The sequence below is a fragment of the Castellaniella sp. genome, from assembly GCF_034674885.1.
In the GTDB taxonomy this organism is placed as follows: domain Bacteria; phylum Pseudomonadota; class Gammaproteobacteria; order Burkholderiales; family Burkholderiaceae_B; genus Castellaniella.
On sequence record NZ_JAUCDS010000002.1, the window covers coordinates 157,785 to 180,398 of the forward strand.

The following is a 22,614-nucleotide window of genomic DNA, read 5'->3' on the forward strand; positions in this document are numbered from 1 at the left end:
TGCTGCCCGGCCAGGGCGGGGTGGGCAGTCATCCCGGTACGGGCATGGCTGATCCTGCGCATGCGCCGCTGGCGGAATCCCTGCGTCCCCGCACCCTGGACGAAGTCATCGGCCAGTCGCATCTGCTGGGCGAGGGCAGGCCACTGCGCCTGGCGTTCCAGTCCGGCAAGCCGCATTCCATGATTTTCTGGGGGCCGCCCGGGGTCGGCAAGACCACGCTGGCGCGACTGATGGCCACGGCCTTCGATTGCGCCTTCATCGCGCTGTCGGCGGTTTTCTCGGGCGTCAAGGATATCCGTGCCGCCATGGCACAGGCCGAACAGCATCAGGCCCAGGGCCGGTCCACCATTCTGTTCGTGGATGAAATCCACCGCTTCAACAAGTCTCAGCAGGACGCGCTGCTGCCCTATGTGGAAAGCGGCCTGGTGACCTTCATCGGCGCGACGACGGAAAACCCGTCCTTCGAGGTCAATTCCGCCCTGCTGTCGCGTGCGCAGGTCTATGTGCTGAAATCGCTGGACGAAGATGAACTGCGCCAGCTGGCGCAGCGCGCGCAGTCCCAGGTCATGGGCGATCTGGCATTCGATGATCTGGCGATCGATACCTTGATCGGCTATGCCGACGGCGATGCCCGGCGCCTGCTGAACCTGCTGGAACAGTGCCAGACTGCGGCAGGCGCCAGCGGCGTTGCACGGATCGACGCTGCGTTCATTGAAAATGCCCTGACCCTGAACGCCCGCCGCTTCGACAAGGGCGGCGACAATTTCTACGACCAGATCTCCGCCCTGCACAAATCGGTGCGCGGCTCACACCCGGACGCTGCCCTGTACTGGCTGACCCGCATGCTGGATGGCGGCGCGGACCCGCGCTACCTGGCGCGGCGCATCGTCCGCATGGCCTGGGAAGACATCGGCCTGGCTGACCCCCGCGCGATGCAGATCGCCAACGACGCTGCCTTGACCTACGAGCGCCTGGGCAGCCCCGAAGGCGAACTGGCACTGGGACAGGCCGTGATCTACCTGGCTGTCGCCGCCAAGAGCAATGCGGGCTACACCGCCTACAACCAGGCTCGTGCCTTCGTGAAGCAGGACCGCAGCCGCGAAGTCCCTGTGCACCTGCGCAATGCGCCCACCAAATTGATGAAGGAACTGGGCTACGGCCACGCCTACCGCTACGCTCACGACGAACCCAATGCCTACGCGGCGGGGGAAACCTACCTGCCCGACGGCGTGGGCGAGCCCGGCTGGTACCGGCCGGTGCCCCGGGGGCTGGAGATCAAGATCGGCGAAAAACTGGCGCAATTGCGGCTGTGGGACGAAGAGGCCGGCGGTGACTGAAGACCATCGGCCTGGTCGGCGGCGTTTGTCGGCCGGTCAGGGATACAAGTTGACGCGCGCATCCACCAGCCGCGCGTCCGGCGTCAGCGGGCTCAGTTCCAGCTTGAAGAAGGGCACGTAATCCAGGGTGATGCGCAGGGTGTCGCCCGTATCCAGGATATACGGCCCGCCCAGGCGGGTAGGCAGGTCTGCCTGATATCGGCCTTGCACGCAATGCAGGATCGTCTCGCCCGGACGCAGGGGCAGTTTCTGGCGGCCGCTGCGCATGTCCACGCAGCCGTGCGCCTGCTTGCGGCGCAGCATCAGGTTGAAGTCCTTGGCCGGATCGGCGGTCAGCGCGGCGGCGTAGGGCGTTTCTCCGGCGAAATACAGGCGGGCGCCGGTCTCCAGCAGGGTTTCCTGGCCGGTGTCGGTGCGGGTCAGGCGCAGGGGACCGCCCTGGGTCAGGATCAGGATGCGGTCGATGTCTTCCCAATGCGAAAATGGCCCATCGGAAGCCACGTCGGCTGTGCTGATGCGCCAGATGAAGTCGTCCGGCCCCGCATCGTCTGGGAAAATGGCGATCTGGCGGGTCGTACCGCCGCCGTTTTTCCATGGAACGGCGCGCAGTTCGGCGGCGGGGATGAAATGAAGGATATCCTGCATGGAAGCTCGCGTCCTGTGGGCCGGGCCCGGTGTGATGCATTCTGGCGCGGGAAATGATCCCGCATATGCGGTGGTTTAATTTAATACAATAACCCAGCCCCGGATGCCGCCATCCGGGGCATCCGGTTTTGGCCCGCCCGCTGTGCGGGCCCAGTCATGGGCGTTCCGGGGTTTCCGGAGCGTCTTCACCATTCGCTCATCGCCATGCTAGATACCAATCTGCTGCGCAAGGACCTGGACCGCGTCGTGCACGCGCTGGGACGTCGCGGCCTGACCTTCGATACGGATCGCTATCACGCCCTGGAAGCCCGCCGCAAGGCCGTCCAGGTGCAGACGGAAGAACTGCAAGCCCGCCGCAACGCGTTGGCCAAGCAGATCGGCCAGCTCAAGTCCCGGGGGGAAGACGCATCGGCCGTGCTGGCTGAATCGCAGGCTATCCCCGATCGCCTCAAGGCCCTGGAACAGGACCTGGGCGCCGTGCAGCAGGAATTGTCGCAGTGGCTGATGACAATCCCCAATCTGCCCGATGACAGCGTGCCCGATGGAACTTCCGAGGCCGACAACGTCGAAGTCCGCCGCTGGCTGCCCGGGGCGGCTGGTGCTGATGGCAATCCGGCGGGCCTGGGCTTCGAGCCGCGCGATCACGTGGCGCTGGCCGAACCCGTCGGCCTGGATTTCGAGGCCGCCCGGTCCCTGGTCGGAGCGCGCTTCATGATGCTGCGCGGCCCCGTCGCCCGCCTGCATCGCGCCCTGGCGCAGTTCATGCTGGATCTGCAGACCGGCGAACACGGCTATCAGGAATGCTATACGCCCTACATCGTCAACAGTTCCACCCTGTTTGGCACCGGCCAGCTGCCGAAATTCAAGGACGACATGTTCTGGGTGACGAAAGGTGGGCAGGGCAGCACGCCCGACGACGACGGCCCTGCCGAAGACCTGTACCTGATCTCGACGGCAGAAATCCCGCTGACCGGCACCGTGCGCGACCGCATCCTGGACGCCCAGGACCTGCCCGTGAAGCTGACGGCGCACACCCCGTGTTTCCGTTCGGAAGCCGGCAGCGGCGGGCGCGACCTGCGCGGCCTGATCCGCCAGCATCAGTTCGACAAGGTCGAGATGGTGCAGATCGTGCATCCCGACCAATCCTGGCAGGCCCTGGATGAAATGGTCGGTCATGCCGAACACGTGCTGCAGGCCTTGGGCCTGCCCTATCGCGTCGTGCTGCTGTGCGCCGGCGACATGGGCTTTGGCTCGGCCAAGACCTACGATCTGGAAGTCTGGCTACCGGCACAGAATACCTGGCGGGAAATCTCTTCCGTGTCCAACTGTCTGGATTTCCAGGCCCGCCGCCTGCAGGGGAGGTTCCGCCCCGAAGGCCCCAAGGCCAAGCCCGAATATCTGCATACCCTGAACGGATCTGGCCTGGCTGTCGGCCGCGCCATGGTCGCCGTGCTGGAAAACTACCAGCAGGCCGACGGCAGCGTAGTCGTTCCGCCTGTCCTGCGGCCCTACATGGGCGGCTTGGAAGTCATCCGCGCGTAGCTGGTGGCGCCTAGGCGGGCAGGGTTGGCTGTCAGCCTTGTCCGCCTTGAAGTGGTCGGATTCTGTGCTAGAATGCGCAGCTTGACCGCAGTCAAAGCCGGAGAGGTGGCAGAGTGGTCGAATGTACCTGACTCGAAATCAGGCGTACGGTAACCCCGTACCGTGGGTTCGAATCCCACCCTCTCCGCCAGCAGCGCTATCTGACCCGTTGATTTCATTCACTGAATCAGCGGGTTTTGCTTTTCAGGCCCCAGGCGGTTTTGTCCGGTATTCCTGGCATGACACGCCAGTCAATCGTTAAAAATATTTAAATTGACAATGCTTTGCCTTTGTTGTGTGGTGCTCGGCATATCGCGTTGGTAGACTTTTTGGCTCTTGAACTTCAATCGAGTCAACATTATGTCCTTGACCAAGCGGTGTGCGGCCGAACTGTTCGGCACGTTCTGGCTGGTGTTCGGCGGTTGCGGCAGCGCCGTGCTGGCTGCAGCGTTTCCTGAACTGGGTATCGGTTTTATGGGTGTTGCGCTGGCCTTTGGCTTGACGCTGCTGACCATGTGCTATGCGATCGGCCACATTTCAGGCTGCCACATCAATCCCGCAGTGACGTTTGGCCTGGTGGCAGGCGGGCGCTTTCCAGCGCGTGATTTGATCCCTTATGTTGCAGCCCAGGTGCTGGGCGCTATCGCCGCAGCTGCTGTGCTGTATCTGATCGCCAGCGGCAAGGCCGGCTTTGACGCATCGGCGGGCTTTGCATCGAACGGCTATGGCGAGCATTCCCCCGGAGGCTATTCGCTGACGGCAGCGCTGACGGCCGAAGTGGTGCTGACTGGGTTTTTCCTGTTCATCATCATGGGTGCCACGCACAGGCTGGCGCAGTCGAGCCTGGCCGGCGTGGCAATCGGCCTGTCGCTGACGCTGATCCATTTGGTCGGCATCCCGGTGACCAACACGTCCGTCAATCCTGCACGGTCGACCGGCGTGGCCCTGTTTCAGGGCAGCTGGGCCTTGGACCAACTCTGGCTGTTCTGGCTGGCACCCATTGTCGGGGGGATGATCGGGGGGCTGGTATACCGCACCTTGCTCGCCAGCGACGACTGAATCAACGGCGGTGCACGCATGTCAGCTTGTAGCGGCCGTGGCGGCAGACACCTGTGAGCAGACCGCCTCCGTGACTTCACGGGTGGTGGCTTTGCCTCCCAGGTCCTGGGTGTGCAGGGCCGGGTTGGCAGTGGCTGTTTCGATGGCTCGCATGACTTTTTGGGCGGCCGCCGATTCGCCCAGGTGTTCGAGCAGCATCACGACGGACCAGAAGGTGCCGATCGGGTTGGCCAAGCCCTTCCCCATGATGTCGAAGGCTGAGCCGTGGATGGGTTCGAACATCGAGGGGTAGCGGCGTTCCGGGTCGATGTTGCCCGTGGGGGCGATGCCCAGGCTGCCCGCCAGGGCTGCGGCCAGGTCGCTGAGGATATCGGCGTGGAGATTGGTCGCCACGATGGTGTCCAGTGATGCCGGGCGATTGACCATGCGGGCGGTGGCCGCATCTACGAGCTCCTTGTCCCAGGCGACGTCCGGGTAGGCCTGGGCGGTTTGCGCGGCGATTTCGTCCCACATCACCATGGCATGCCGTTGCGCATTGCTTTTGGTGACGACGGTGAGATGTTTGCGAGGGCGTGATTGGGCCAGCTTGAATGCGAAGTGCATGATGCGCTCGACACCCGCCCGAGTCAGGATGGACATGTCGGTGGCAACCTCCAGAGGGTGTCCCTGGTGGACGCGCCCTCCCACGCCGGAGTACTCGCCTTCCGAATTTTCCCGCACGATGACCCAGTCCAGATCCTGGGGCGCGCAGCGCTTCAGGGGTGCGTCGATGCCGGGCAGGATTCGGGTGGGGCGCACGTTTGCGTACTGGTCCAGGCCTTGGCAGATCTTGAGCCGCAGTCCCCATAGAGTAATGTGGTCTGGGATGTGGGGGTCGCCAGCGGACCCGAACAGGATGGCGTCTCGGTCAAGCAATGCATCCAATCCGTCTTCCGGCATCATGACCCCGTGAATGCGATGGTAGTCGGCTCCCCAGTCGAAATCCTTGAAGTCAAAGGTGAATCCTCCATCAGCACGGGCCACTGCTTCAAGCAGCTTGCGGCCTGCAGGGATGACTTCCTGGCCGATGCCATCACCGGGAATGGTAGCGATGCGATACGTTTTCATACTCTGGTTCCTTGTGGATTGCATTCGAGCCGACCGGTGCGCCGGGCCGCGGTTCAGGGCTTTCCGGCTGTCGTTTGGAACTCTATTGTTACCCTACTGCGGGTTGATAGAATGGCCTTGAGAACACAGCATGCTTAACTTCAATTCATAGGTGATCGCATGAAGGAATCGGTACAGGCGGCGGATTTCGGATTTTTCTCCATGCTGGCCTCGGCGGGAAGCCTAAGCGCCGCCGCCCGCGAGCTTGGCCTGACGCCTGCCGCCGTCAGCAAGCGCCTGGCACTGATGGAGCGCCGAGCTGGCGTGCCGCTGGTGAATCGGACGACGCGCCGCATGCAACTGACCCCGGAAGGTGAGGTCTACCTGACGCATGCACGGCATATTCTTGAAGAGATCGAGACGCTGAGCAGCCTCTTGGGAGGCGCTCGCCAGCGTCCCACGGGCCTGCTGCGGGTGAACGCCACGTTGGGGTTCGGACGCAGTCATGTGGCTCCTGCGATTTCGCGTTTTGTGGAAACCTACCCTGACGTGTCTGTACAGCTTCAGTTGTCCGTGACACCGCCGCCGCTGACGGATGATGCCTACGACGTCTGTATCCGGTTTGGAGAGCCACCGGACGGCCGGGTGGTCGCCCGGCGCCTGGCGCCGAATCGGCGTATTCTGTGCGCCTCACCTGCCTACCTGGCCCGGCGTGGGGTGCCGCTGACACCGCGCGATCTGGCGAAGCACAGTTGCATTGGAATCCGCCAGGGAGATGAGGCCTATGGTGTCTGGCGCCTGAGCAGCCGTCGCGGTGGCGCGGGAAAAGCAGAGACAGTCCGGATTCACGGGCCGTTGACCACCAATGATGGCGAGATCGCCGTCAATTGGGCACTGGACGGCCATGGCGTGCTCATGCGGGCCGAGTGGGACATCCAGGAATATCTGGCGGATGGGCGACTGGTGCTTCTCTTGCCCGATTATGCGACGCCGGAGGCGGATGTTCATGCGGTGTACGCCCAGCGGCACCAGTTTTCGACGCGGGTGCGCGCTTTTGTCGATTTTCTCGCCGCCGAGCTGAGCGGCAAACCCTGAGGCCATGGTTCAACGAGTGGCCGCTGCGATGCGGTCAGCGATGGCTTGCCCCATCTGGGTGGTGTTGGCTTGGCCGCCCAGGTCCGGGGTCCGGGGGCCCTGGCTCAGCACGTACTCGATGGCTTCCATGAGCGTATTTGACGCGTTCAGACAGGCGGGTTCCCGTTGGCCGAAGAATTCCAGCATCATGGCTGCGGACCAGATCATGCCCACGGGGTTGGCGATGTTCCGGCCGTAGATGTCTGGCGCGGATCCGTGCACCGGTTCAAAGAGCGAGGGAAAGTGGCGCTCCGGGTTCAGGTTGGCCGAAGGGGCAATCCCGATTGTGCCGGTGCAGGCTGGTCCCAGATCGGACAGGATGTCGCCAAAGAGATTCGATGCCACGACTACGTCGAAGCGGTCTGGCTGCAGGACGAATCGGGCGCAGAGAATATCGATATGGTGCTTGTCCCACGTGATCTGCGGGTAGTGTTCGGCCATGGCCTTGAGGCGTTCGTCCCAGTACGGCATGCTGATGGCAATGCCGTTGGACTTGGTGGCAGCTGTCAGGTGGCGGCGGGGGCGGCGCTGGGCAAGCTCGAAGGCGTACTTGAGAACGCGGTCCACGCCGTGGCGCGAAAAGACGGATTCCTGGATGACGATTTCTCGGTCGGTACCCTGGTAGAGCCGCCCGCCCAGATCGGTGTATTCGCCCTCGGTATTTTCACGCACCACCATGAAGTCGATATCGCCAGGCGTCCGGCCAGCCAAAGGAGACGGTACGCCCGGCATGAGTCGTACTGGCCGCAGGTTGATGTATTGGTCGAATTCTCGGCGGAACTTCAGCAGAGACCCCCATAATGAAATATGGTCGGGCACCACTGCGGGCCAGCCGACCGCTCCGAACAGGATGGCGTCGAAATGGCGGATCTGCTCGAACCAGTCCTGGGGCATCATCGAGCCGTGCGCTTGCCAGTATTCCGCGCAGGCCCAATCGAATGGCTGGAACTGCAGGTTCAGAGCATGTCCCGCGCCCAATGCCTTGAGTGCGCGCAGCGCCTCGGGCATGACCTCGCGGCCGATGCCGTCTCCTGGGATGACGGCGATGTGTAGTGGTTTCATGGTTCGTACCTGGTGATCCGTGTGACGTGGGCCGGCATGGATGGGTTCTTGGCCTGGGGTCAGCCCAACAGAAAGCCGGCAGGCAGGGGCACCAGCAGGAAGTAGTCGAACACGGTGTAGACCACGAAGCTGACGAGCGCTCCGTAGGCCAGGGCCGTCGCCAGGCCGCGCAGGCCCTTCTGTCGATCGCCGAGATACCATGCGATAGCTGCGAATCCCAGCGTGCCCGTGATGGCAAAACCGACGGACTGATACAGGCCCGTCCAGAGGGCCATCAGGATGATGACGACCAGTACCTGGCGGCGCTGCGTGGTGCGCCGGGCGCCATCTGTGCCGTCGGCCTCGTCGCTGCTTTTTTCGAGCCGGACGGACCAGGGAGTGAAGGATAGGATCAAGGTCAGGGCTACAAACAGAGCCATGATGGCCATGATGGTGTCTGGGAAAAGGCCGCCGAAACGGCTGCTGTAATCGCGCTGGCTCCACAGCACGGCGATGAAGGCGATCATCAGCAGTGATCCCAGACGGTCGCGGAAAAGAGGGCTCATGGTGTGCTCCTAGCGTTCAGGACGGGGTGCGGGATGCACGGCGCCGCAGCCATATCGTCGATGGGCCGAAGTAGGGCCACAGGAACGAGAACAGCGATAGGCCGATCAGGATCCAGGACAGCGGGTTCACAAACAGGGCATACCAGGAATGGGTGTAGGCCGCGCCCATCAGATTCGCCTGCACCAGGCCGGTTTCCATGATGGGCCCGAGAATCAGGCCCAGCACGATGGGGGCCGCACTGAAGCCAAGCCAGCGCAGGACGTAGCCCGCTACGCCGAAACCCAACATCAGCATGACGTCCAGGAAGTTGTTGCGGATGGCATAGGAACCCACGATGGTCAGAATGGCGATGCCGGGTACCAGATAACGTACCGGGAGTCGTGAGACGAACCGGGCCAGCAGGCGTCCGCCATAAAGGCCGACAGGCACCATCACCAGCGCCGACAGCCCCACGCCCAGCATGAAGGTATAGGTGATGTCCGCGTGCTCGGCAAACAGTTCTGGGCCGGGGCGTAGCCCCTGCATCATCAGGGCGCCGTAGATGATGGCATCGGGCGGTGCGCCCGGAATGCCCAGCGTGAGCAAGGGGATCAGGCCACCTCCCACCACGGCATTGTTGGCGGTTTCAGTCGCCACCACGCCATCGAGCTTTCCGGTGCCGAATTCCTCTGGGTGCTTCGCAGCCCGTTTTGCTTCGTTGTATGAGACGAGATTGGCGATACTGCCCCCGGCGCCGGGCAGGATGCCCACCACCGTGCCGATGATGGAAGAGCGCAGCAGATTGCCCGGCATGGCGAAGACACGCCGGACCGTCGTGCCCAGCACGCCTTTGGCGCGCTTGTAATCAATGCTTTTTTTGCCGCTGGATGAATGAAAGACCAGGTTCAGGAGCTCGGGGATGCAGAACAGGCCGATCAGGATCACGATCAGATCGACTCCCGCTTGCATGGCGGGGAAGCCGAAGGTAAACCGCACATCGCCGCCCACGGGGGCGATGCCGATGGTGGAGACCAGAATGCCGAACGCAGCGCCCGTCATGCCCTTGAGAAACGCGCCCGACGACAGGCTGGAAATGATGGTGATGCCGAAAACCCCTACCCAGAAGTATTCCGCCGGTCCAAAGCGCAGCGCGATGTCGGCCAGCAGCGGGCTGAGAAAAATCAGGCAGATGACGCCGAACACCCCGCCGATGGCCGACCCCACGGTGGCGCCGATGACGGCTTCTTCGCCGCGCCCCTGACGAGCCATGGGATAGCCATCAAACGTAGTGCCGATGGAGCTGGGTGTGCCGGGGGTGTTGATCAGAATGGCGCTGAAGCAGCCGCCGTAGATGGCACCCATATAGATGGAGCCCAGTAGGACCAGCCCGCCGACTGGGTCCATGCTGAAGGTGAACGGCACTAGCAGGGCGACAGCCATGGTGGCCGTCAGGCCCGGCAGCGCGCCGATCACCATGCCGGCGACGGTGCCTGCCACAATCAGGGCCAGGTTGTGAAAGGAAAGGAGATGGATGAGGCCTTGCCAGATGGCTTCAGTCATGGATTACCTGTTCGAGAAAGTGGCGGGACGAATGGCTTATTTCTTCAGGCGGCCCATCTCCGTCATGAGCGCCTTGTACTCGACCATTTTCTTTTTGACCAGTTCGAGAGATGCTTCCGGACCCATGTATTCGATCTTGAAGCCGTTCTCGTCCATTTTCTTCTTGACCTCAGGGTCCTTCATGACCTTTTCGAAGGCGTCGGCCAGGACCTTCACGCGGTCATCCGGCGTTCCCGGAGGCGCGGCCACTCCGCGGTAGGCACCTTCGACCACCTCGTAGCCGAGTTCCTTGAACGTCGGGACGTCGCCCAGCACGCCCATGCGTTCCTCGGATGCGATGGCCAGCGCACGGAATTTGTCTTTGTACTGGACACCCATGGTTGAGTAAGTCATGAGCGCTGTGACGTGACCGCCCAGCAGGGCCGGTACAGCTGCGCCGCTGCCGCTGAAAGGGATGTAGGTGAGTTTGATGCCGGCCGCTTTGTTCAGCATGGTGGTGCCAAGGTCATTGGCGCTGGAGGAACCGCTGCCGCCCACCGTCACCACACCGGGTGGCTGGCTTTTGGCGTAATCGATGAAGTCTTTCAAGGTCTTGAACGGACTGTCCTGGCGCACCACCAGCAGATCAGGCGTGCTTTCGAAGAAGTAGATGCTCTTCAGATCCAGGGTCTTGAAGCCCGCATCGCCGCGCTCCATGGGTTGCAGCACGATGTGGGGCAAGTTGTGTCCTGCAAAGGTGTAGCCGTCGGGTTTTGAATGGACCAGCTCGGACCAGCCCACCGATCCGCCCCCGCCGATTTTGTAGACGATGTTGACGTCCTGGCCGAGTACCTTTTCCAGCGGTCCTTCCTGGATGCGGGCCGTGATGTCGGATTCACCGCCTGGGTTGAAGGCCATGATGTAGGTCAGAGGCTTGTCGGGAAATTCAGCCAGGCTGGGAGTCGAGAACCCGATGGCCGCCATGGCCAGTGTGACGCCTGCAAGGGTACGGATGGGTTGCTTCATCAGTATGTCTCCTCGAGTTGGACCGAATGGTTCCGGAGGAGCCGGATACTTCGGCCATTTTCTGTGCATGCCCGGCTGTCCGTCGAGCCTGCTGTCCTTTATTCTAATCAACCAGCTTTTGATGATTCAGGGGTGTATGCAAAGCTTGTTTAACTGAAATTCACAAATGCTTCAGGCCTCATGCGCTGTTTTCCTGGCTGCATGCAGACGCCCGGGCGGTATGTGCATACTACCCGGCGTCCCGTCGAAAGCATCACAATGGACCTGATCTCTACAACTCAGGACAGGAGACAGATGATGGCCAAGAAATTGTTGATGCTGGTGGGCGACTACGTCGAAGACTATGAAGTCATGGTGCCGTTCCAGGCCTTGCAGGCCGTCGGGCATCACGTCGATGCGGTGTGCCCGGGAAAAAAGGCGGGGGAATGGGTCGCCACGGCGGTGCACGATTTCGATGGTGCCCAGACCTATAGCGAAAAGCCCGGACATCGCTTCACGGTGAACCGGGATTTCGATGCCGTGGATGCGGCTGCCTATGACGGTCTGGTCATCCCCGGGGGCCGCGCGCCGGAATATCTGCGCATGGACGAGCGTGTGCTGGAGATCGTGCGGCACTTCCAGAGTGCCAACAAACCCATCGCGTCGATCTGCCACGGGGCGCAACTGCTGGCGGCGGCCGGTGTGCTGCAAGGTCGCACGTGTTCCGCCTATCCGGCCTGCGCGGCGGAAGTCCGCCTGGCTGGCGGTCAGTATGCCGATATCGCGGTGGATCAGGCGCATACGGACGGCAATCTGGTCACGGCTCCGGCCTGGCCTGCGCACCCGGCCTGGATCGCCCAGTTCCTGGCCGTCCTGGGCACGCGCGTCCAGCACTGATTTCCCAAGCCGGCGCCAGTCTCTACAATCAGGGGATGACGCGCCTGTTCGGGATCTTATGCCATGTGTGAAATCTTCATCCGGGCCAATCCCCGGTCCTACGACAGTGAAAGCCGTTCGCTGCGCCTGCATGGCGTGGCGACCAGCGTGCGCCTGGAACACCTGTTCTGGCATGTGCTGGAAGACATCGCACGGCGCGATGGCATGCGGGTGACGCAGTTGATCGAACGCCTGTACGACGAATTGCTGCAGTACCGGGGTGAAACAGGCAACTTTGCTTCGTTCCTGCGGGTCTGCTGCCTGCGCTACCAGATGCTGCAGGTCGATGGCCGCATCCCGGCGGATGCAGGCGTGCCGCTGCGTTCGCTGGATGCCAAGGCCGTCTTGCGGGATCTGCCGGAACTGCTGTGCGCGGGTCAGGCGGCCTGATGCCCGGTGCGCCGCGGCATCAACAGCACGGCCAGCAGCGTCAGCAGCGCTATTCCGATCATCCCCACATAGACTTGGTGGGTAGCCGTATCGAAGGCCGTCAGCAGATACTGGCGGCTGGCGGATGTGGCTGGGTCGGTCTGCAGCGCCGTGATCACGTCATTCACGGCGGGCAGGGCGCCGCTCAGGGTGGACGGGGCGGCCTCCAGCGCGTTGCGCATGGCGTTGTTGAACAGCGCACCGACCACGGCGGCCCCCAGGCTCTGGCCCAGGTAGCGCGACCACATATTGGCGCTGGTCGCCACACCCCGCTGGTTCCAGGGGACGACGGATTGCACGCCGACCAGCAGTGGCGTGGACAGCATGCCAAAGCCGGCGCCCAGCAGGATCTGATCCGCCGTGACCAGCCAGGTGGCGGGTTGGGGCGGTAGCGCGACGAACCCCAGGACTGCCAGCAGGATCAGGGCGCCACCAAACAGCGCGGTGTCCCGGAAGCCGAACTGCAGGTACAGGCGCCCCGACCAGGCGGATGCGGAGACCCAGCCCAGACTCATGCTGGCCAGGACCAGGCCGGCGCTGATCGGGCCCAGGCCCATGACGGATTGCGCGAAGACCGGCAGGTAGGTGCCTGGCGCCATCATGACCAGGCCCATGCCCAGCACCCCCAGGTTCGAGCCCAGCATCAGCCGGTGGCGCCAGACCCAGCCGGGCATGATGGGTTCGGCGGCGCGCCGCTCTCGCATCACGGTGGCGATCATCAGCACTGCCACCAGGGCGAAGGTCGCCAGGCTGGACACGGAGAGCCAGTCCCAGGCGTTGCCGCCTTGCAGCAGGCCGAAAACCCCGATGGCCCCTGTCAGCATCATCAGGATGGCGCCGATGTAATCGATGGCATGCCGGCGGGCAGGCGCGTGTTCGTGCAGGTAGCGGGCGATCAGGGCGATGGCGGCCAGGCCGATGGGCAGGTTGATCAGAAAGACCCAGCGCCAGGTGGCGTATTCGGCGAAGGCGCCCCCCAGGGTGGGGCCGACGATGGCGGCGATGCCCCAGACGCTGGACAGCCAGCCCTGGACCCGGGCGCGTTCGCGGGTGGAATACAGATCGCCTGCCAGGGTGTTGACCGTGGCCATGATGGACCCGGCTCCCAGGCCCTGGACGGCGCGAAAGACGATCAACGGAATCATGCCCCAGGCCAGGGCGCAGGCTGCCGAGCCCAGCAGGAACAGGGCGGATCCCCCTATCAGTACAGGTTTGCGGCCGTACAGGTCGGCCAGTTTGCCGTAGATGGGGATGGTGACGGTCTGGGCCAGCAGGTAGATGGAGAACAGCCAGGTGAACCGGTCGAAGCCGCCCAGATCACCGACGATCTGCGGAATGACGGTGGCAACGATGGTGATGTCCATGGCCGCCAGCGACATGGTCAGCATCAGTGCGGCGAGGATCCAGCCCCGGTGGGCGACCGGGGTGGGTTCGGCAGGAGGGCTGTAGGGAGAATCCGGCGTTTCCGGCGCGATCACGGTCATAATGGCGGCAGTGCGACAAGGCTTCCATCTTAGTCCACGCAGAACATGGAAAACAGGGATGTATGACACAAGGCCGAGCCCCCGGCAGGGGCATGGGGAATACAAGATCCCGGGCGGGAAACTGGTGGTGGTGGACCTGCAGGTCCTGGACGGCCGCTTGAGGCATGTGCGGCTGTCGGGCGATTTCTTCCTCGAGCCGCCCGAGGCCCTGGATGCCATCAACGCGGCGCTGGAAGGCCTGCCCGCCGATGCTGATGCGGCGCAGCTGACCCGGGCGGTGAACCGCGCACTGGCGGCGGATGTCGAGATGTTCGGCCTGACCCCGGAAGGCATAGCGGTCGTCATCGGGAGGGCACTGGCATGAATGACGCCACAAACCGCAGCGCATGGACCGACTTCAACTGGCGGCTGCTGCATCCGGCGCCGCTGTCGCCGCTGCAGCATGTTGCTCTGGATCAGGTGCTGCTGGACGAGGTCGCCGCCGGGCGCCGCGCGCCGACCTTGCGCATCTGGGAATGGGGGGCGCCGGCGGTCGTCATCGGCATTTTCCAGTCCCTGAAGAACGAAGTCGACGCGCAGGCGGCCCAGGCGCACGGCATTCAGGTCGTGCGTCGCATCAGCGGCGGCGGCGCCATGTTCATCGAACCCGGCAACGCGATCACCTATTCGATCTATGCGCCGCTGTCCCTGGTGGACGGCATGAGTTTCCGGGATGCCTATGCCTATATGGACGATTTTGTCCTGCAGGCCCTGGGAGACCTGGGCATCAAGGCCCGGTACCAGCCGCTGAACGACATTACTTCTGATGGCGGCAAGATCGGCGGCGCAGCCCAGGCACGCCGGGGTGGCGCCGTGCTGCATCACGTGACCATGGCCTATGACATCGACGCGGTGAAGATGCTGCAGGTCCTGCGCATCGGTCGGGAAAAGCTATCGGACAAGGGCACGACCTCGGCGGCCAAGCGCGTCGATCCGCTGCGCAGCCAGACCGGTCTGCCCCGGGAAGCCATCATCGCCCGCATGCTGGAGACCTTCCGGCAGCGCAATGGCCTGCGGGACGACACCTTGACTGCCGAAGAACTGGCCCAGGCCGAGCGCCTGATCCGGGAAAAATTCGGCACCCCGGAATGGCAATCCAAGGTGCCCTGACCTGGGGGGCCACCGTGTGTCTGACTAGTCCGGATCCTTAAGGATGCCGGCTGCCCGCATCCGGGCATGGACCCCGGCGACGATGCGGTTGCAACGCTCGCCGGCGAAAGAGAAGGCATCGGCGACGCTGGGGTCGAAATCCTGCTTCAGCCCGTCCTGCAGCAGACGACGGGCCCGCATGAAGCGCACCCGCACCGTGGCTTCGGGCATGTCGAGCGCCTGGGCGACCTCGGCGGCGGACATTTCTTCGACCCCGCGCAGCATGAAGACCGTCCGGTAGATATCGGGCAGGGCGTCGATGTGCCGTTCGATCTGGTGGCGCAGTTCCGCCCGCCAGGCAGCCTGGTCGGGGCGGGAGGTATCGGGAGCGGGGAGGTTGGAGCCGGGCGCAAGCATGCTGTTCTGTTCGGTGGAAACCTGGTATGCCGATTGGATGTGGGCTTCGCGGGTTTTGTTTCGTCGACGGCGCATCAGGGCCTCGTTGACGGTGATGCGCGTCAGCCACGTGGCGGGTTGTGCGTCGGCCCGGAAGTCCGCCAGGTGCTGGAAGGCCTTCCACCAGGCTTCCTGGACTGCGTCCTCGGCCTCGGCCTCGTCGTGCAGGATGCTGCGTGCTGCTCTGTAGAGCTGCTGGTTGTGCCGGCGCATCAGCAGGTCGAACGCCTGCAGATTGCCGGCGCGACACCAGGCAATCAGCGATAGATCGCTTTCTTTTGTCAAATCGTGCTGAGCTTGAGTATCCACTGTACTTCCCCGAATAAGCCCTGGACGTTATTGGATGATGTCGGACGGCAAAACGTTTCACCGTCCGGCATGATGATTGCAAGGGGGGAGGATCAGGCGTGATCCTTGCCGTGCAGGCCGTCCAGGGTCTGCAGCGCCAGGTTGGAATGCGCATAGGCCCCGCCGGCTCGCATTTCGGCGGCAACCCAGATGGCCTCCATGATTTCGGCATCCGTGGCCCCAGCCCGTGCCGCGCCTTCCGTGTGGCCCTTGATGCAATAGGGACATTGGGTGACGTGGGCCACCGCCACGGCGATCAGCTGCTTGGTTTTGGCGTCCAGCGCGCCCGGCGCGAAGACCGCCTTGCTGAATGCCTTGAAGGCAGCCAGGGGTTCCGGGGCCAGTTCGGCGCGGCGCTTGGCCAGGTCGGCAGTGGCGTGGGGGTACATGGGTGAGTCCATGGGCTGCTCCTGATGCGAAGTTGATGCCTTGTCATCATAGACCCGGCGCCTGCCGGAGGCCAGGGAGCCCCTGCCGCAGACAGGGTGGAGGCACCCTACAATACAGGCTTTGATCAAGGAACTCTCGCGTGGAACACCGTCAACCCATGGATGGCCGGGCATCGGGGCTCATGTTGCTGCTGTGTCTGATCTGGGCGATGCAGCAGATTGCGCTCAAGGCCACGACGGATGATTTTTCACCGGTCTTCCAGATCGGCCTGCGCACGGCGCTCGGCGGCCTGCTGGTCGCTCTGGTGATGGTCGGACGGCGCGAGCGTATCGGTACGGCCCTGTCGCTCTGGAAACCCGGGCTGTGCGCGGGCGCCCTGTATGCGCTGGAATTCGTCCTGATCGGGGAAAGCCTGCGCTTCACCACAGCCGGCCACGTGGTCGTCCTGCTGTACACGGCGCCCATCTTCGCGGCCATCGGATTGCACTGGAAGCTGGCCGAAGAGCGCCTGGCGGCTGTGCAGTGGGGCGGGGTCATTCTGGCGTTTGCCGGTGTGGGGATCGCCTTTCTGGTGCGCGGAGACCATGTGCCGGCACAGGCCGGCGCCATGCTCTGGGGCGATCTGCTGGCCTTGCTGGGAGGCGCGGCCTGGGGGGCGACGACCGTCGTGGTCCGGGTGACGCCGCTGGCTTCATTGCCGGCCAGCCAGACCTTGATGTATCAATTGGTGGGCGGCTCGGCGCTCTTGTTGCTGGCAGCGGTGCTGATGGGGCAGACGACCTTTCATCCCTCGCCGCTGGTCTGGGCCGGTCTGGCCTTCCAGGTCGTTTTTGTGGCGTTTCTCAGTTACTTGGCCTGGTTCTGGCTGCTGACGAAATACCTGGCTTCGCGCCTGGGCGTGTTTTCCTTCCTGACGCCGCTGTTCGGCGTGATCCTGGGTGCCTGGCTGCTGGACGAGCCCATCGGGCCGGGCTTTTTGCTGGGATCTTTGCTGGTGGTGGTCGGCGTCGTGCTTCTCAGCGGCTACGGGTGGTATGCGCAGTGGCGGATCAGCCGAGGCGCGTGAATCAGCCGGTGTGCGGGTTCGGGCTTATCCCGCGAACCCCCCTGAATCCAGGAATGCCTGTTCTTCCGGCGTCGTGACGCGCCCCAGCGCGGCATTGCGGTGGGGGAATCGGCCGAACTGGGCGATGATGTCGTGATGCACCTGGGCCCAGTGCAGAGAAGCCGGCGCGTGCTGCTGATAGAGCACGACGGCTTCCCGTTGGATGGCCAGGTCTTCAGCGTGCATGAAGGGCAGGCAGATGAAGTTGCGCAGATCGGGTTCGATCTGGTCCAGGAAAACCAGGCTGCGGCGGGCATAGGCCAGCGCCAACCCGTCGGTGGCGAACATGTGGCCCGTGTCGCGAAAGGCATTGCGCGGGTACTGGTCCAGCAGCAGGATCAGCGCCAGGGCGGATTCGGGCTGCTGCAGCCAGGCTTCCAGTTCCTGACGGGCCGCCGCGTAATGGGCATCGTAGAAACGGCTGCGCAAGGCCGAGTCGAAGGCCTCGTCTTTGGCGAACCATCGGGCGGGCCCCGCATCCCGCCAGAAATCCACCATGGCTTGGGCAGTATGCGGAATGCCGGCGTGATCGGGATGGGCAGGATGCATGGTGGGGGTTCCTAGAGCAGTTCACGGCGCAGATCGGCCGCCGATTTGGGGGACAGCAGGCCTGGGGCCACGTCGAAAACCGTGCGCGCGCCGGCTTCGCCACCGGATTTCATGCGCCAGGCCGCCCGTGCGTAGGCGACCAGCACACTGGAGGTGAATCCCGGATTGCTGGCCAGCTTCAGGGAATATTCCACCACCTGCTGGTCGCCGTGGCCGGATTCGCCGCTGCGGATGACGAAGCCGCCATGCGGCATGCCGGCGTGGTCGCGCCGCAAGGTCTCGGCGTCGATGAAGTGTACCGTGGTGTCGTAGTCGGCGAAATAATCCGGCATGGTCACGATGGCCTGTTCTACCTGCCGGGCATCGGCCCCGGCCTGCAGGACCACATAGCATTCACGTGTGTGTTTTTCGCGGGTGCTCAGCTGTGGCTGCTGGCCCGCCCTGACGCGCTCGACCGCAGCCGGCACGGGGATGGTGTACTGCACGCCGCCGGCAACGCCGGGCACGCGCCGGATGGCGTCGGAATGCCCCTGGCTCAGGCCCTTGCCCCAGAACGTGTAGGTGGCGCCCTGGGGCAGGATGGCTTCGCCCATCAGGCGGTTGATGGAGAACAGGCCAGGGTCCCAGCCGACGGCCAGGATGGACAGGTTGCCATGCGCCCGCGCCACTTCGTCGACGGCCTGGAAGTACTGCGGAATCCGGGCATGGGTGTCGTAGCTGTCCACCGTGGTGAACCACCGGGCCAGCTCGGGCCCCTGGGTGGGCAGGTCGTCCTTCGAGCCCCCGCACAGGATCAGCACGTCGATATCATCCCGGTGGGCCGCTGCATCGGCCAGCGACCAGACCGGCACAGATGGGTCATCCAGCGCCAGGGCGGCCGGATCGCGGCGCGTGAAGACGCCGACCAGCTGCATGTCGGCATGACGGGCGATGGCCGCCTGTGCGCCACGGCCCAGATTGCCATAGCCGGCGATGCCGATGCGGATGGGGGATGAAGCCATGAATATCCTTTGGATCGAGGTCAGCCGCGTACGGCGGGGTTTCATTGTATCGGCTTGCAGCGGACGCAGCGCAGGGCGCCGTTCCGGCGGATGATAGAATGGCGGCCATTTCAAGCTGGGCGCGGCACCCTGCCGCTGGTGTCGGGCAGGGTGGTATGGGGTAGGTACATGGCTGATCTTCCTGGTCCGTGGCCAGAAGTTCATCATGGAGTTTCCCTATGGCGTCGTCCGCCTCCAAACCCAATCCGCTGCTGCATTTCGTCAGCAACGGCAGCCTGGTAGCACAGATCCTCGTCGGCCTGGTGGCCGGCGTGTTGCTGGCTTACCTGTCACCCGAGACCGCTCGGGCAGTCAGCCTGCTGGGCGGGCTGTTCGTCACCGCCCTGAAGTCGGTCGCCCCCTTGCTGGTGTTCGTGCTGGTGGCGGCATCCATCGCCAACCATCGCAAGGGCGCCCGGGTCTCGCTGGGGCCTATCCTGCGCCTGTATCTGATCGGTACCTTTGCCGCTGCCCTGGTGGCCGTGGTGGCCAGTTTCATGTTCCCCCTGACCATCCGGCTGCAGATGGGAGACGCCGCCCTGACGCCGCCCAGCGGCGTGATCGAGGTCTTGCGCAATCTGTTGCTGAGCGTAGTGGACAATCCGGTGCGCGCCCTGCTGGAGGCCAATTACATTGGCATCCTGGCCTGGGCGGTGGGCCTGGGCCTGGCCTTGCGCCATGCCCGTGAGTCCACCAAGCACGTCATGGCCGATCTGTCCCTGGGGTTGTCTTTCATCGTGCGCATCGTCATCCGCATGGCGCCGATCGGGATCTTCGGCCTGGTCGCCGCCACTATTGCCGAAACCGGCTTTGGCGCGCTGCTGGACTATGCCCGCCTGCTCGTGGTGCTGCTGGGCTGCATGGCGTTCGTGGCCCTGGTGGTCAATCCCCTGCTCGTTTTCTGGCGCATCCGTGCCAATCCTTACCCCCTGGTCTTCACCTGCCTGCGGGAATCAGGGGTGACCGCGTTCTTCACCCGCAGTTCGGCGGCCAACATCCCGGTCAATATGGCGCTCTGTGAAAAGCTGGGGCTGGAAGAAGACACCTATTCCGTGTCGATTCCCCTGGGGGCCACGATCAATATGGCGGGCGCGGCCATCACCATCACGGTGCTGACGCTGGCCGCCGTCAATACGCTGGGGGTGTCCGTGGATCTGTTCACGGCATTGCTGCTGAGCATTGTGGCGGCGGTATGCGCCTGCGGTGCGTCGGGCGTGGCCGGCGGGTCCCTGCTGTTGATTCCGGTCGCCTGCAGCCTGTTCGGCATTTCCAATGACCTGGCGATGCAGGTCGTCGGTGTGGGCTTCATCATCGGCGTGCTGCAGGATTCGGCGGAAACCGCCCTGAATTCCTCGACCGACGTGCTGTTTACCGCTGCGGGCTCGGCTCGCCTTGCGCCCAACGCTGGATGATCGGCCACAGGTCCTCGGGCTGGCGGGCGATGGCGTCCGCCAGCCAGCCGGCCGGGTCGTCCGAGCAGTAGCCGTAGCCGGCGGCCACGGTGGCCATGCCGGCGGCCTTGCCCGCCAGGATGTCGCGCTCGTCGTCGCCCACGTACAGGCACTGGGACGGTGCATAGCCCGCCTGCCGGGCGGCGTGCAGCAGGGGTTCGGGGTGCGGTTTCGTGTGGGGCGTGGTGTCGCCGCCCACTGTCACGCGGCAGCGGGGCTCCAGCCCCAGGTGGCGCACGATGGGCAGGGCCAGGGATTCGACCTTGTTGGTCACAATGCCCCAACCCATCGAGGCCTCGGCCAGCTGATCCAGCAGGGTATCGATGCCTGCGAACAGGCGGGTATGCACCAGCATGTCCCGGGCATAGTCCTGCAGGAACTGCTGGCGGCTGCGTTCATAGTCTTCGGTGCCCGGGTCCAGGTCCAGCGCCACCTTCAGCAGGCCGCGCGCGCCGTGCGAGGCGTAGGGGCGCAAGGACTCGTAGGGCAGGGGGTCCAGCCCTCGATAGCCGCGCTGGCGGTTGGCTGCCGCCGCCAGGTCGGGGGCAGTGTCGGCCAGGGTGCCGTCGAAGTCGAAAAGAACGAGGCAGGGGTGCATGGCATTCATTCCGGGCGGCGAGCCGCCATCATGTAGTTCACGCCCGTGTCCGGCGCCAGGCGATATTGGCGGGTCAGTGGCAGGTATTCCAGCCCGCTGAGCGCGCTGACGTCCAGGCCAGCCGACCGGACTGCGCCAGCCAGCTCGCTGGGCGTGATGAACTGCTCGTAGCTGTGCGTGCCCTTGGGCACCATGCGCAGCAGATATTCGGCAGCCACGATCGCCAGCAGAAAGGATTTCGGGTTGCGGTTCAGCGTCGAAAAACAGACCAGGCCGCCAGGGCGCACCAGCCGGGCGCAGGCCTGCACGACGGCGGCCGGGTCGGGCACGTGCTCCAGCAATTCCATGCAGGTGACCAGATCGAATTGCCCGGCCTGCTGTTCTGCGTAGTCTTCGGCGCTGACGCATTCGTATTGGACCTGGACGCCGGATTCGTGGCCGTGCAGTCGCGCAACCTGCAGGGATGCCTTGGCCAGGTCGATGCCCGTCACCTGGGCTCCCTCGGCCGCCATGGCTTCGGTCAGCAGGCCGCCGCCGCAGCCGATGTCCAGCACGCGCTGGCCGGCCAGGTCGCCCGCCTGGCTGCGGATCCAGTCCATGCGCAAGGGGTTGATGTCGTGCAGCGTCTTCAGATCCCCCTGGGGATCCCACCAGCTGGAGGCCAGGGCACTGAATTTATCGAGTTCGGCGGGGTCGGCGTTGGTGGCATGCATGGGCTTCGGATTCCAGAAATGAACAAGGCCCCGCACGCGCGGAGCCTTGAGTGCCGCCGCGTCAGGGACGCGGTGGCTCGTGCGGCCTGCAGAATTACTTGCGGGTACCGACGATTTCGATTTCCACGCGACGGTTCTGAGCGCGGCCTTCGCGGGTCTTGTTGGACGCGACCGGTTGCAGTTCGCCCTTGCCTTCGGCATAGATGCGATCAGCCGGAACGCCCTTGCTGACCAGGTATTGCTTGACCGAATTGGCACGACGCTCGGACAGCTTCTGGTTGTAGGCTTCGGTACCGATGGAATCGGTGTGGCCGACGGCAATGATGGTTTCCAGGTTGATGGAACCGGCTTGCTGAGCAACCTGATCCAGGACCTGCTTGCCTTCGGGCTTGATGGTGGACTTGTCGAAGTCGAAGAAGGTGTCGGCGTTCAGGACGACCTTGCTGGCGGTCGGGGCGACGACAGGGGCTTCGGCGACGGGCTTGCCGCAACCTTCAGCAGCGGTGGCCGGCGTCCAGAATGCATCGCGCCAGCAGTTTTGGCCGCTGGCGTCTTTCCAGACGTGACCATCGACGTTGGTCCAGTTGTCGGAGGCCGACGCGGTACCCATGGCAGCCATAGCAGCAATGGCGAGTCCAATAGCGATTTTGGAGGGTTTATTCATGTTTCTCCTCGTTTGAGCATGATGCTTGAAAGTGACCGCAGCGAACCCCCGCCGCATCTCGAAAGAACATTTCCAGTATAGCAATGTCCAGTTGGAAAACTATCAATTGCGCTGGGTTTGGTGCGTGTTAGCCGAAATCTTAAGGCATTTTCCTCGCTCGGGTTAAGTATTGATGGCGTTGTCTGGTACTCCGGGGCCAATTTGTCCGGGCCAGGGGGGGCTGGCTGTGGGCTTTTTGCAACGCTGGCCCGTACCGGATCGGATCTGGCCGCCTGCGAGGCCTTGCCGGACACCTGACGATGGCCTGTCTGGGCGGATGATAGAATCACCGATTGCCCCCCTGGCGGTTT

General features: G+C 63.9%; 24 protein-coding genes and 1 tRNA gene. 11 read left to right on the forward strand and 14 right to left on the reverse strand.

The window, feature by feature from the left end:
- Positions 1-44: 44 nt before the first annotated feature.
- Positions 45-1,337 carry a replication-associated recombination protein A gene (locus tag VDP74_RS02390; protein WP_322998152.1) on the forward strand — a complete coding sequence of 431 codons (1,293 nt, stop codon included), beginning with the start codon at positions 45-47 and terminating at the stop codon, positions 1,335-1,337.
- A gap of 36 nt (positions 1,338-1,373) precedes the next feature.
- On the opposite strand, the gene VDP74_RS02395 is transcribed toward VDP74_RS02390, so the two are convergent.
- Positions 1,374-1,982 (reverse strand): HutD family protein, encoded by a 609-nt coding sequence (locus tag VDP74_RS02395; RefSeq protein ID WP_322998019.1) that lies wholly within the window; start codon positions 1,980-1,982, stop codon positions 1,374-1,376.
- Between the two features lie 204 nt (positions 1,983-2,186).
- On the opposite strand from VDP74_RS02395, the gene serS reads away from it, so the two are divergent.
- From serS to aqpZ, 3 genes are all read left to right on the forward strand, one after another.
- A complete protein-coding gene (gene serS, locus VDP74_RS02400; protein WP_322998020.1) occupies positions 2,187-3,524 on the forward strand; it encodes a serine--tRNA ligase in 1,338 nt (445 codons plus the stop codon).
- Between the two features lie 99 nt (positions 3,525-3,623).
- Positions 3,624-3,714, forward strand: a tRNA-Ser gene (locus VDP74_RS02405).
- A gap of 209 nt (positions 3,715-3,923) precedes the next feature.
- Positions 3,924-4,622 carry an aquaporin Z gene (aqpZ, locus tag VDP74_RS02410; RefSeq protein ID WP_322998021.1) on the forward strand — a complete coding sequence of 233 codons (699 nt, stop codon included), beginning with the start codon at positions 3,924-3,926 and terminating at the stop codon, positions 4,620-4,622.
- Positions 4,623-4,643: 21 nt separating this feature from the next.
- Here aqpZ and VDP74_RS02415 read toward each other — a convergent pair whose 3' ends face one another.
- Entirely contained in the window at positions 4,644-5,729 is a 1,086-nt protein-coding gene (locus VDP74_RS02415; RefSeq protein ID WP_322998022.1) for a tartrate dehydrogenase, read from the reverse strand.
- Between the two features lie 159 nt (positions 5,730-5,888).
- Between VDP74_RS02415 and VDP74_RS02420 the strand changes: the two genes are divergently transcribed.
- Positions 5,889-6,803, forward strand: coding sequence for a LysR family transcriptional regulator (locus VDP74_RS02420; protein ID WP_322998023.1), 915 nt, complete (start codon positions 5,889-5,891; stop codon positions 6,801-6,803).
- Positions 6,804-6,812: 9 nt separating this feature from the next.
- Here VDP74_RS02420 and VDP74_RS02425 read toward each other — a convergent pair whose 3' ends face one another.
- Genes VDP74_RS02425 through VDP74_RS02440 form a run of 4 tightly spaced genes read right to left on the reverse strand, consistent with a single transcriptional unit; the run spans position 6,813 to position 10,994 of the window.
- The gene (locus VDP74_RS02425; RefSeq protein ID WP_322998024.1) at positions 6,813-7,904 is read right to left on the reverse strand and encodes a tartrate dehydrogenase; all 1,092 of its coding nucleotides are present in this window, start codon (positions 7,902-7,904) and stop codon (positions 6,813-6,815) included.
- A gap of 59 nt (positions 7,905-7,963) precedes the next feature.
- Complete coding sequence (locus tag VDP74_RS02430; RefSeq protein WP_322998025.1) at positions 7,964-8,449, reverse strand: tripartite tricarboxylate transporter TctB family protein; 486 nt, start codon at positions 8,447-8,449, stop codon at positions 7,964-7,966.
- A gap of 16 nt (positions 8,450-8,465) precedes the next feature.
- The gene (locus VDP74_RS02435; protein ID WP_322998026.1) at positions 8,466-9,989 is read right to left on the reverse strand and encodes a tripartite tricarboxylate transporter permease; all 1,524 of its coding nucleotides are present in this window, start codon (positions 9,987-9,989) and stop codon (positions 8,466-8,468) included.
- A gap of 36 nt (positions 9,990-10,025) precedes the next feature.
- Positions 10,026-10,994, reverse strand: coding sequence for a tripartite tricarboxylate transporter substrate binding protein (locus VDP74_RS02440; RefSeq protein ID WP_322998027.1), 969 nt, complete (start codon positions 10,992-10,994; stop codon positions 10,026-10,028).
- 297 nt (positions 10,995-11,291) lie between these two features.
- Between VDP74_RS02440 and VDP74_RS02445 the strand changes: the two genes are divergently transcribed.
- Together VDP74_RS02445 and VDP74_RS02450 are read left to right on the forward strand one after the other, a co-directional pair.
- On the forward strand, positions 11,292-11,870 hold the full coding sequence (locus VDP74_RS02445; RefSeq protein ID WP_322998028.1) for a DJ-1/PfpI family protein: 579 nt from the start codon (positions 11,292-11,294) through the stop codon (positions 11,868-11,870).
- 63 nt (positions 11,871-11,933) lie between these two features.
- On the forward strand, positions 11,934-12,299 hold the full coding sequence (locus VDP74_RS02450) for a ribbon-helix-helix domain-containing protein (RefSeq protein ID WP_322998029.1): 366 nt from the start codon (positions 11,934-11,936) through the stop codon (positions 12,297-12,299).
- Here the strand turns inward: VDP74_RS02450 and VDP74_RS02455 are convergent.
- Positions 12,287-13,822, reverse strand: coding sequence for an MDR family MFS transporter (locus tag VDP74_RS02455; protein ID WP_322998030.1), 1,536 nt, complete (start codon positions 13,820-13,822; stop codon positions 12,287-12,289). The two genes, VDP74_RS02450 and VDP74_RS02455, sit on opposite strands and share 13 nt — an antisense overlap.
- A 58-nt stretch (positions 13,823-13,880) precedes the next feature.
- Between VDP74_RS02455 and VDP74_RS02460 the strand changes: the two genes are divergently transcribed.
- Both VDP74_RS02460 and VDP74_RS02465 read left to right on the forward strand, forming a co-directional pair.
- Complete coding sequence (locus VDP74_RS02460) at positions 13,881-14,186, forward strand: biotin--protein ligase (protein ID WP_322998031.1); 306 nt, start codon at positions 13,881-13,883, stop codon at positions 14,184-14,186.
- Complete coding sequence (locus VDP74_RS02465) at positions 14,183-14,971, forward strand: biotin/lipoate A/B protein ligase family protein (protein WP_322998032.1); 789 nt, start codon at positions 14,183-14,185, stop codon at positions 14,969-14,971. The genes VDP74_RS02460 and VDP74_RS02465 overlap by 4 nt, the downstream gene beginning before the upstream one ends.
- Positions 14,972-14,995: 24 nt before the next feature.
- On the opposite strand, the gene VDP74_RS02470 is transcribed toward VDP74_RS02465, so the two are convergent.
- Together VDP74_RS02470 and VDP74_RS02475 are read right to left on the reverse strand one after the other, a co-directional pair.
- Positions 14,996-15,715, reverse strand: coding sequence for an RNA polymerase sigma factor (locus VDP74_RS02470; RefSeq protein ID WP_322998033.1), 720 nt, complete (start codon positions 15,713-15,715; stop codon positions 14,996-14,998).
- A 92-nt stretch (positions 15,716-15,807) separates the two neighbouring features.
- Positions 15,808-16,155: a carboxymuconolactone decarboxylase family protein gene (locus VDP74_RS02475; RefSeq protein WP_322998034.1), complete on the reverse strand. Its 348-nt coding sequence runs from the start codon at positions 16,153-16,155 to the stop codon at positions 15,808-15,810.
- Between the two features lie 128 nt (positions 16,156-16,283).
- On the opposite strand from VDP74_RS02475, the gene VDP74_RS02480 reads away from it, so the two are divergent.
- The gene (locus VDP74_RS02480; protein ID WP_322998035.1) at positions 16,284-17,210 is read left to right on the forward strand and encodes a DMT family transporter; all 927 of its coding nucleotides are present in this window, start codon (positions 16,284-16,286) and stop codon (positions 17,208-17,210) included.
- 24 nt (positions 17,211-17,234) lie between these two features.
- Here VDP74_RS02480 and VDP74_RS02485 read toward each other — a convergent pair whose 3' ends face one another.
- Together VDP74_RS02485 and VDP74_RS02490 are read right to left on the reverse strand one after the other, a co-directional pair.
- Positions 17,235-17,798 (reverse strand): DUF924 family protein, encoded by a 564-nt coding sequence (locus VDP74_RS02485; RefSeq protein ID WP_322998036.1) that lies wholly within the window; start codon positions 17,796-17,798, stop codon positions 17,235-17,237.
- Between the two features lie 11 nt (positions 17,799-17,809).
- Complete coding sequence (locus VDP74_RS02490) at positions 17,810-18,799, reverse strand: diaminopimelate dehydrogenase (RefSeq protein ID WP_322998037.1); 990 nt, start codon at positions 18,797-18,799, stop codon at positions 17,810-17,812.
- A 218-nt stretch (positions 18,800-19,017) separates the two neighbouring features.
- Here VDP74_RS02490 and sstT point away from each other — a divergent pair, with 218 nt between their 5' ends.
- Positions 19,018-20,250: a serine/threonine transporter SstT gene (gene sstT / locus VDP74_RS02495; protein WP_322998038.1), complete on the forward strand. Its 1,233-nt coding sequence runs from the start codon at positions 19,018-19,020 to the stop codon at positions 20,248-20,250.
- Here sstT and VDP74_RS02500 read toward each other — a convergent pair.
- The 3 genes from VDP74_RS02500 to ompA form a co-directional block, all read right to left on the reverse strand.
- The gene (locus VDP74_RS02500; RefSeq protein ID WP_322998039.1) at positions 20,207-20,887 is read right to left on the reverse strand and encodes an HAD-IA family hydrolase; all 681 of its coding nucleotides are present in this window, start codon (positions 20,885-20,887) and stop codon (positions 20,207-20,209) included. The genes sstT and VDP74_RS02500 overlap by 44 nt on opposite strands.
- 5 nt (positions 20,888-20,892) lie before the next feature.
- Positions 20,893-21,600: a bifunctional 2-polyprenyl-6-hydroxyphenol methylase/3-demethylubiquinol 3-O-methyltransferase UbiG gene (gene ubiG / locus VDP74_RS02505; RefSeq protein WP_322998040.1), complete on the reverse strand. Its 708-nt coding sequence runs from the start codon at positions 21,598-21,600 to the stop codon at positions 20,893-20,895.
- Between the two features lie 94 nt (positions 21,601-21,694).
- The gene (ompA, locus tag VDP74_RS02510; protein WP_322998041.1) at positions 21,695-22,264 is read right to left on the reverse strand and encodes an outer membrane protein OmpA; all 570 of its coding nucleotides are present in this window, start codon (positions 22,262-22,264) and stop codon (positions 21,695-21,697) included.
- Positions 22,265-22,614: the final 350 nt, after the last annotated feature.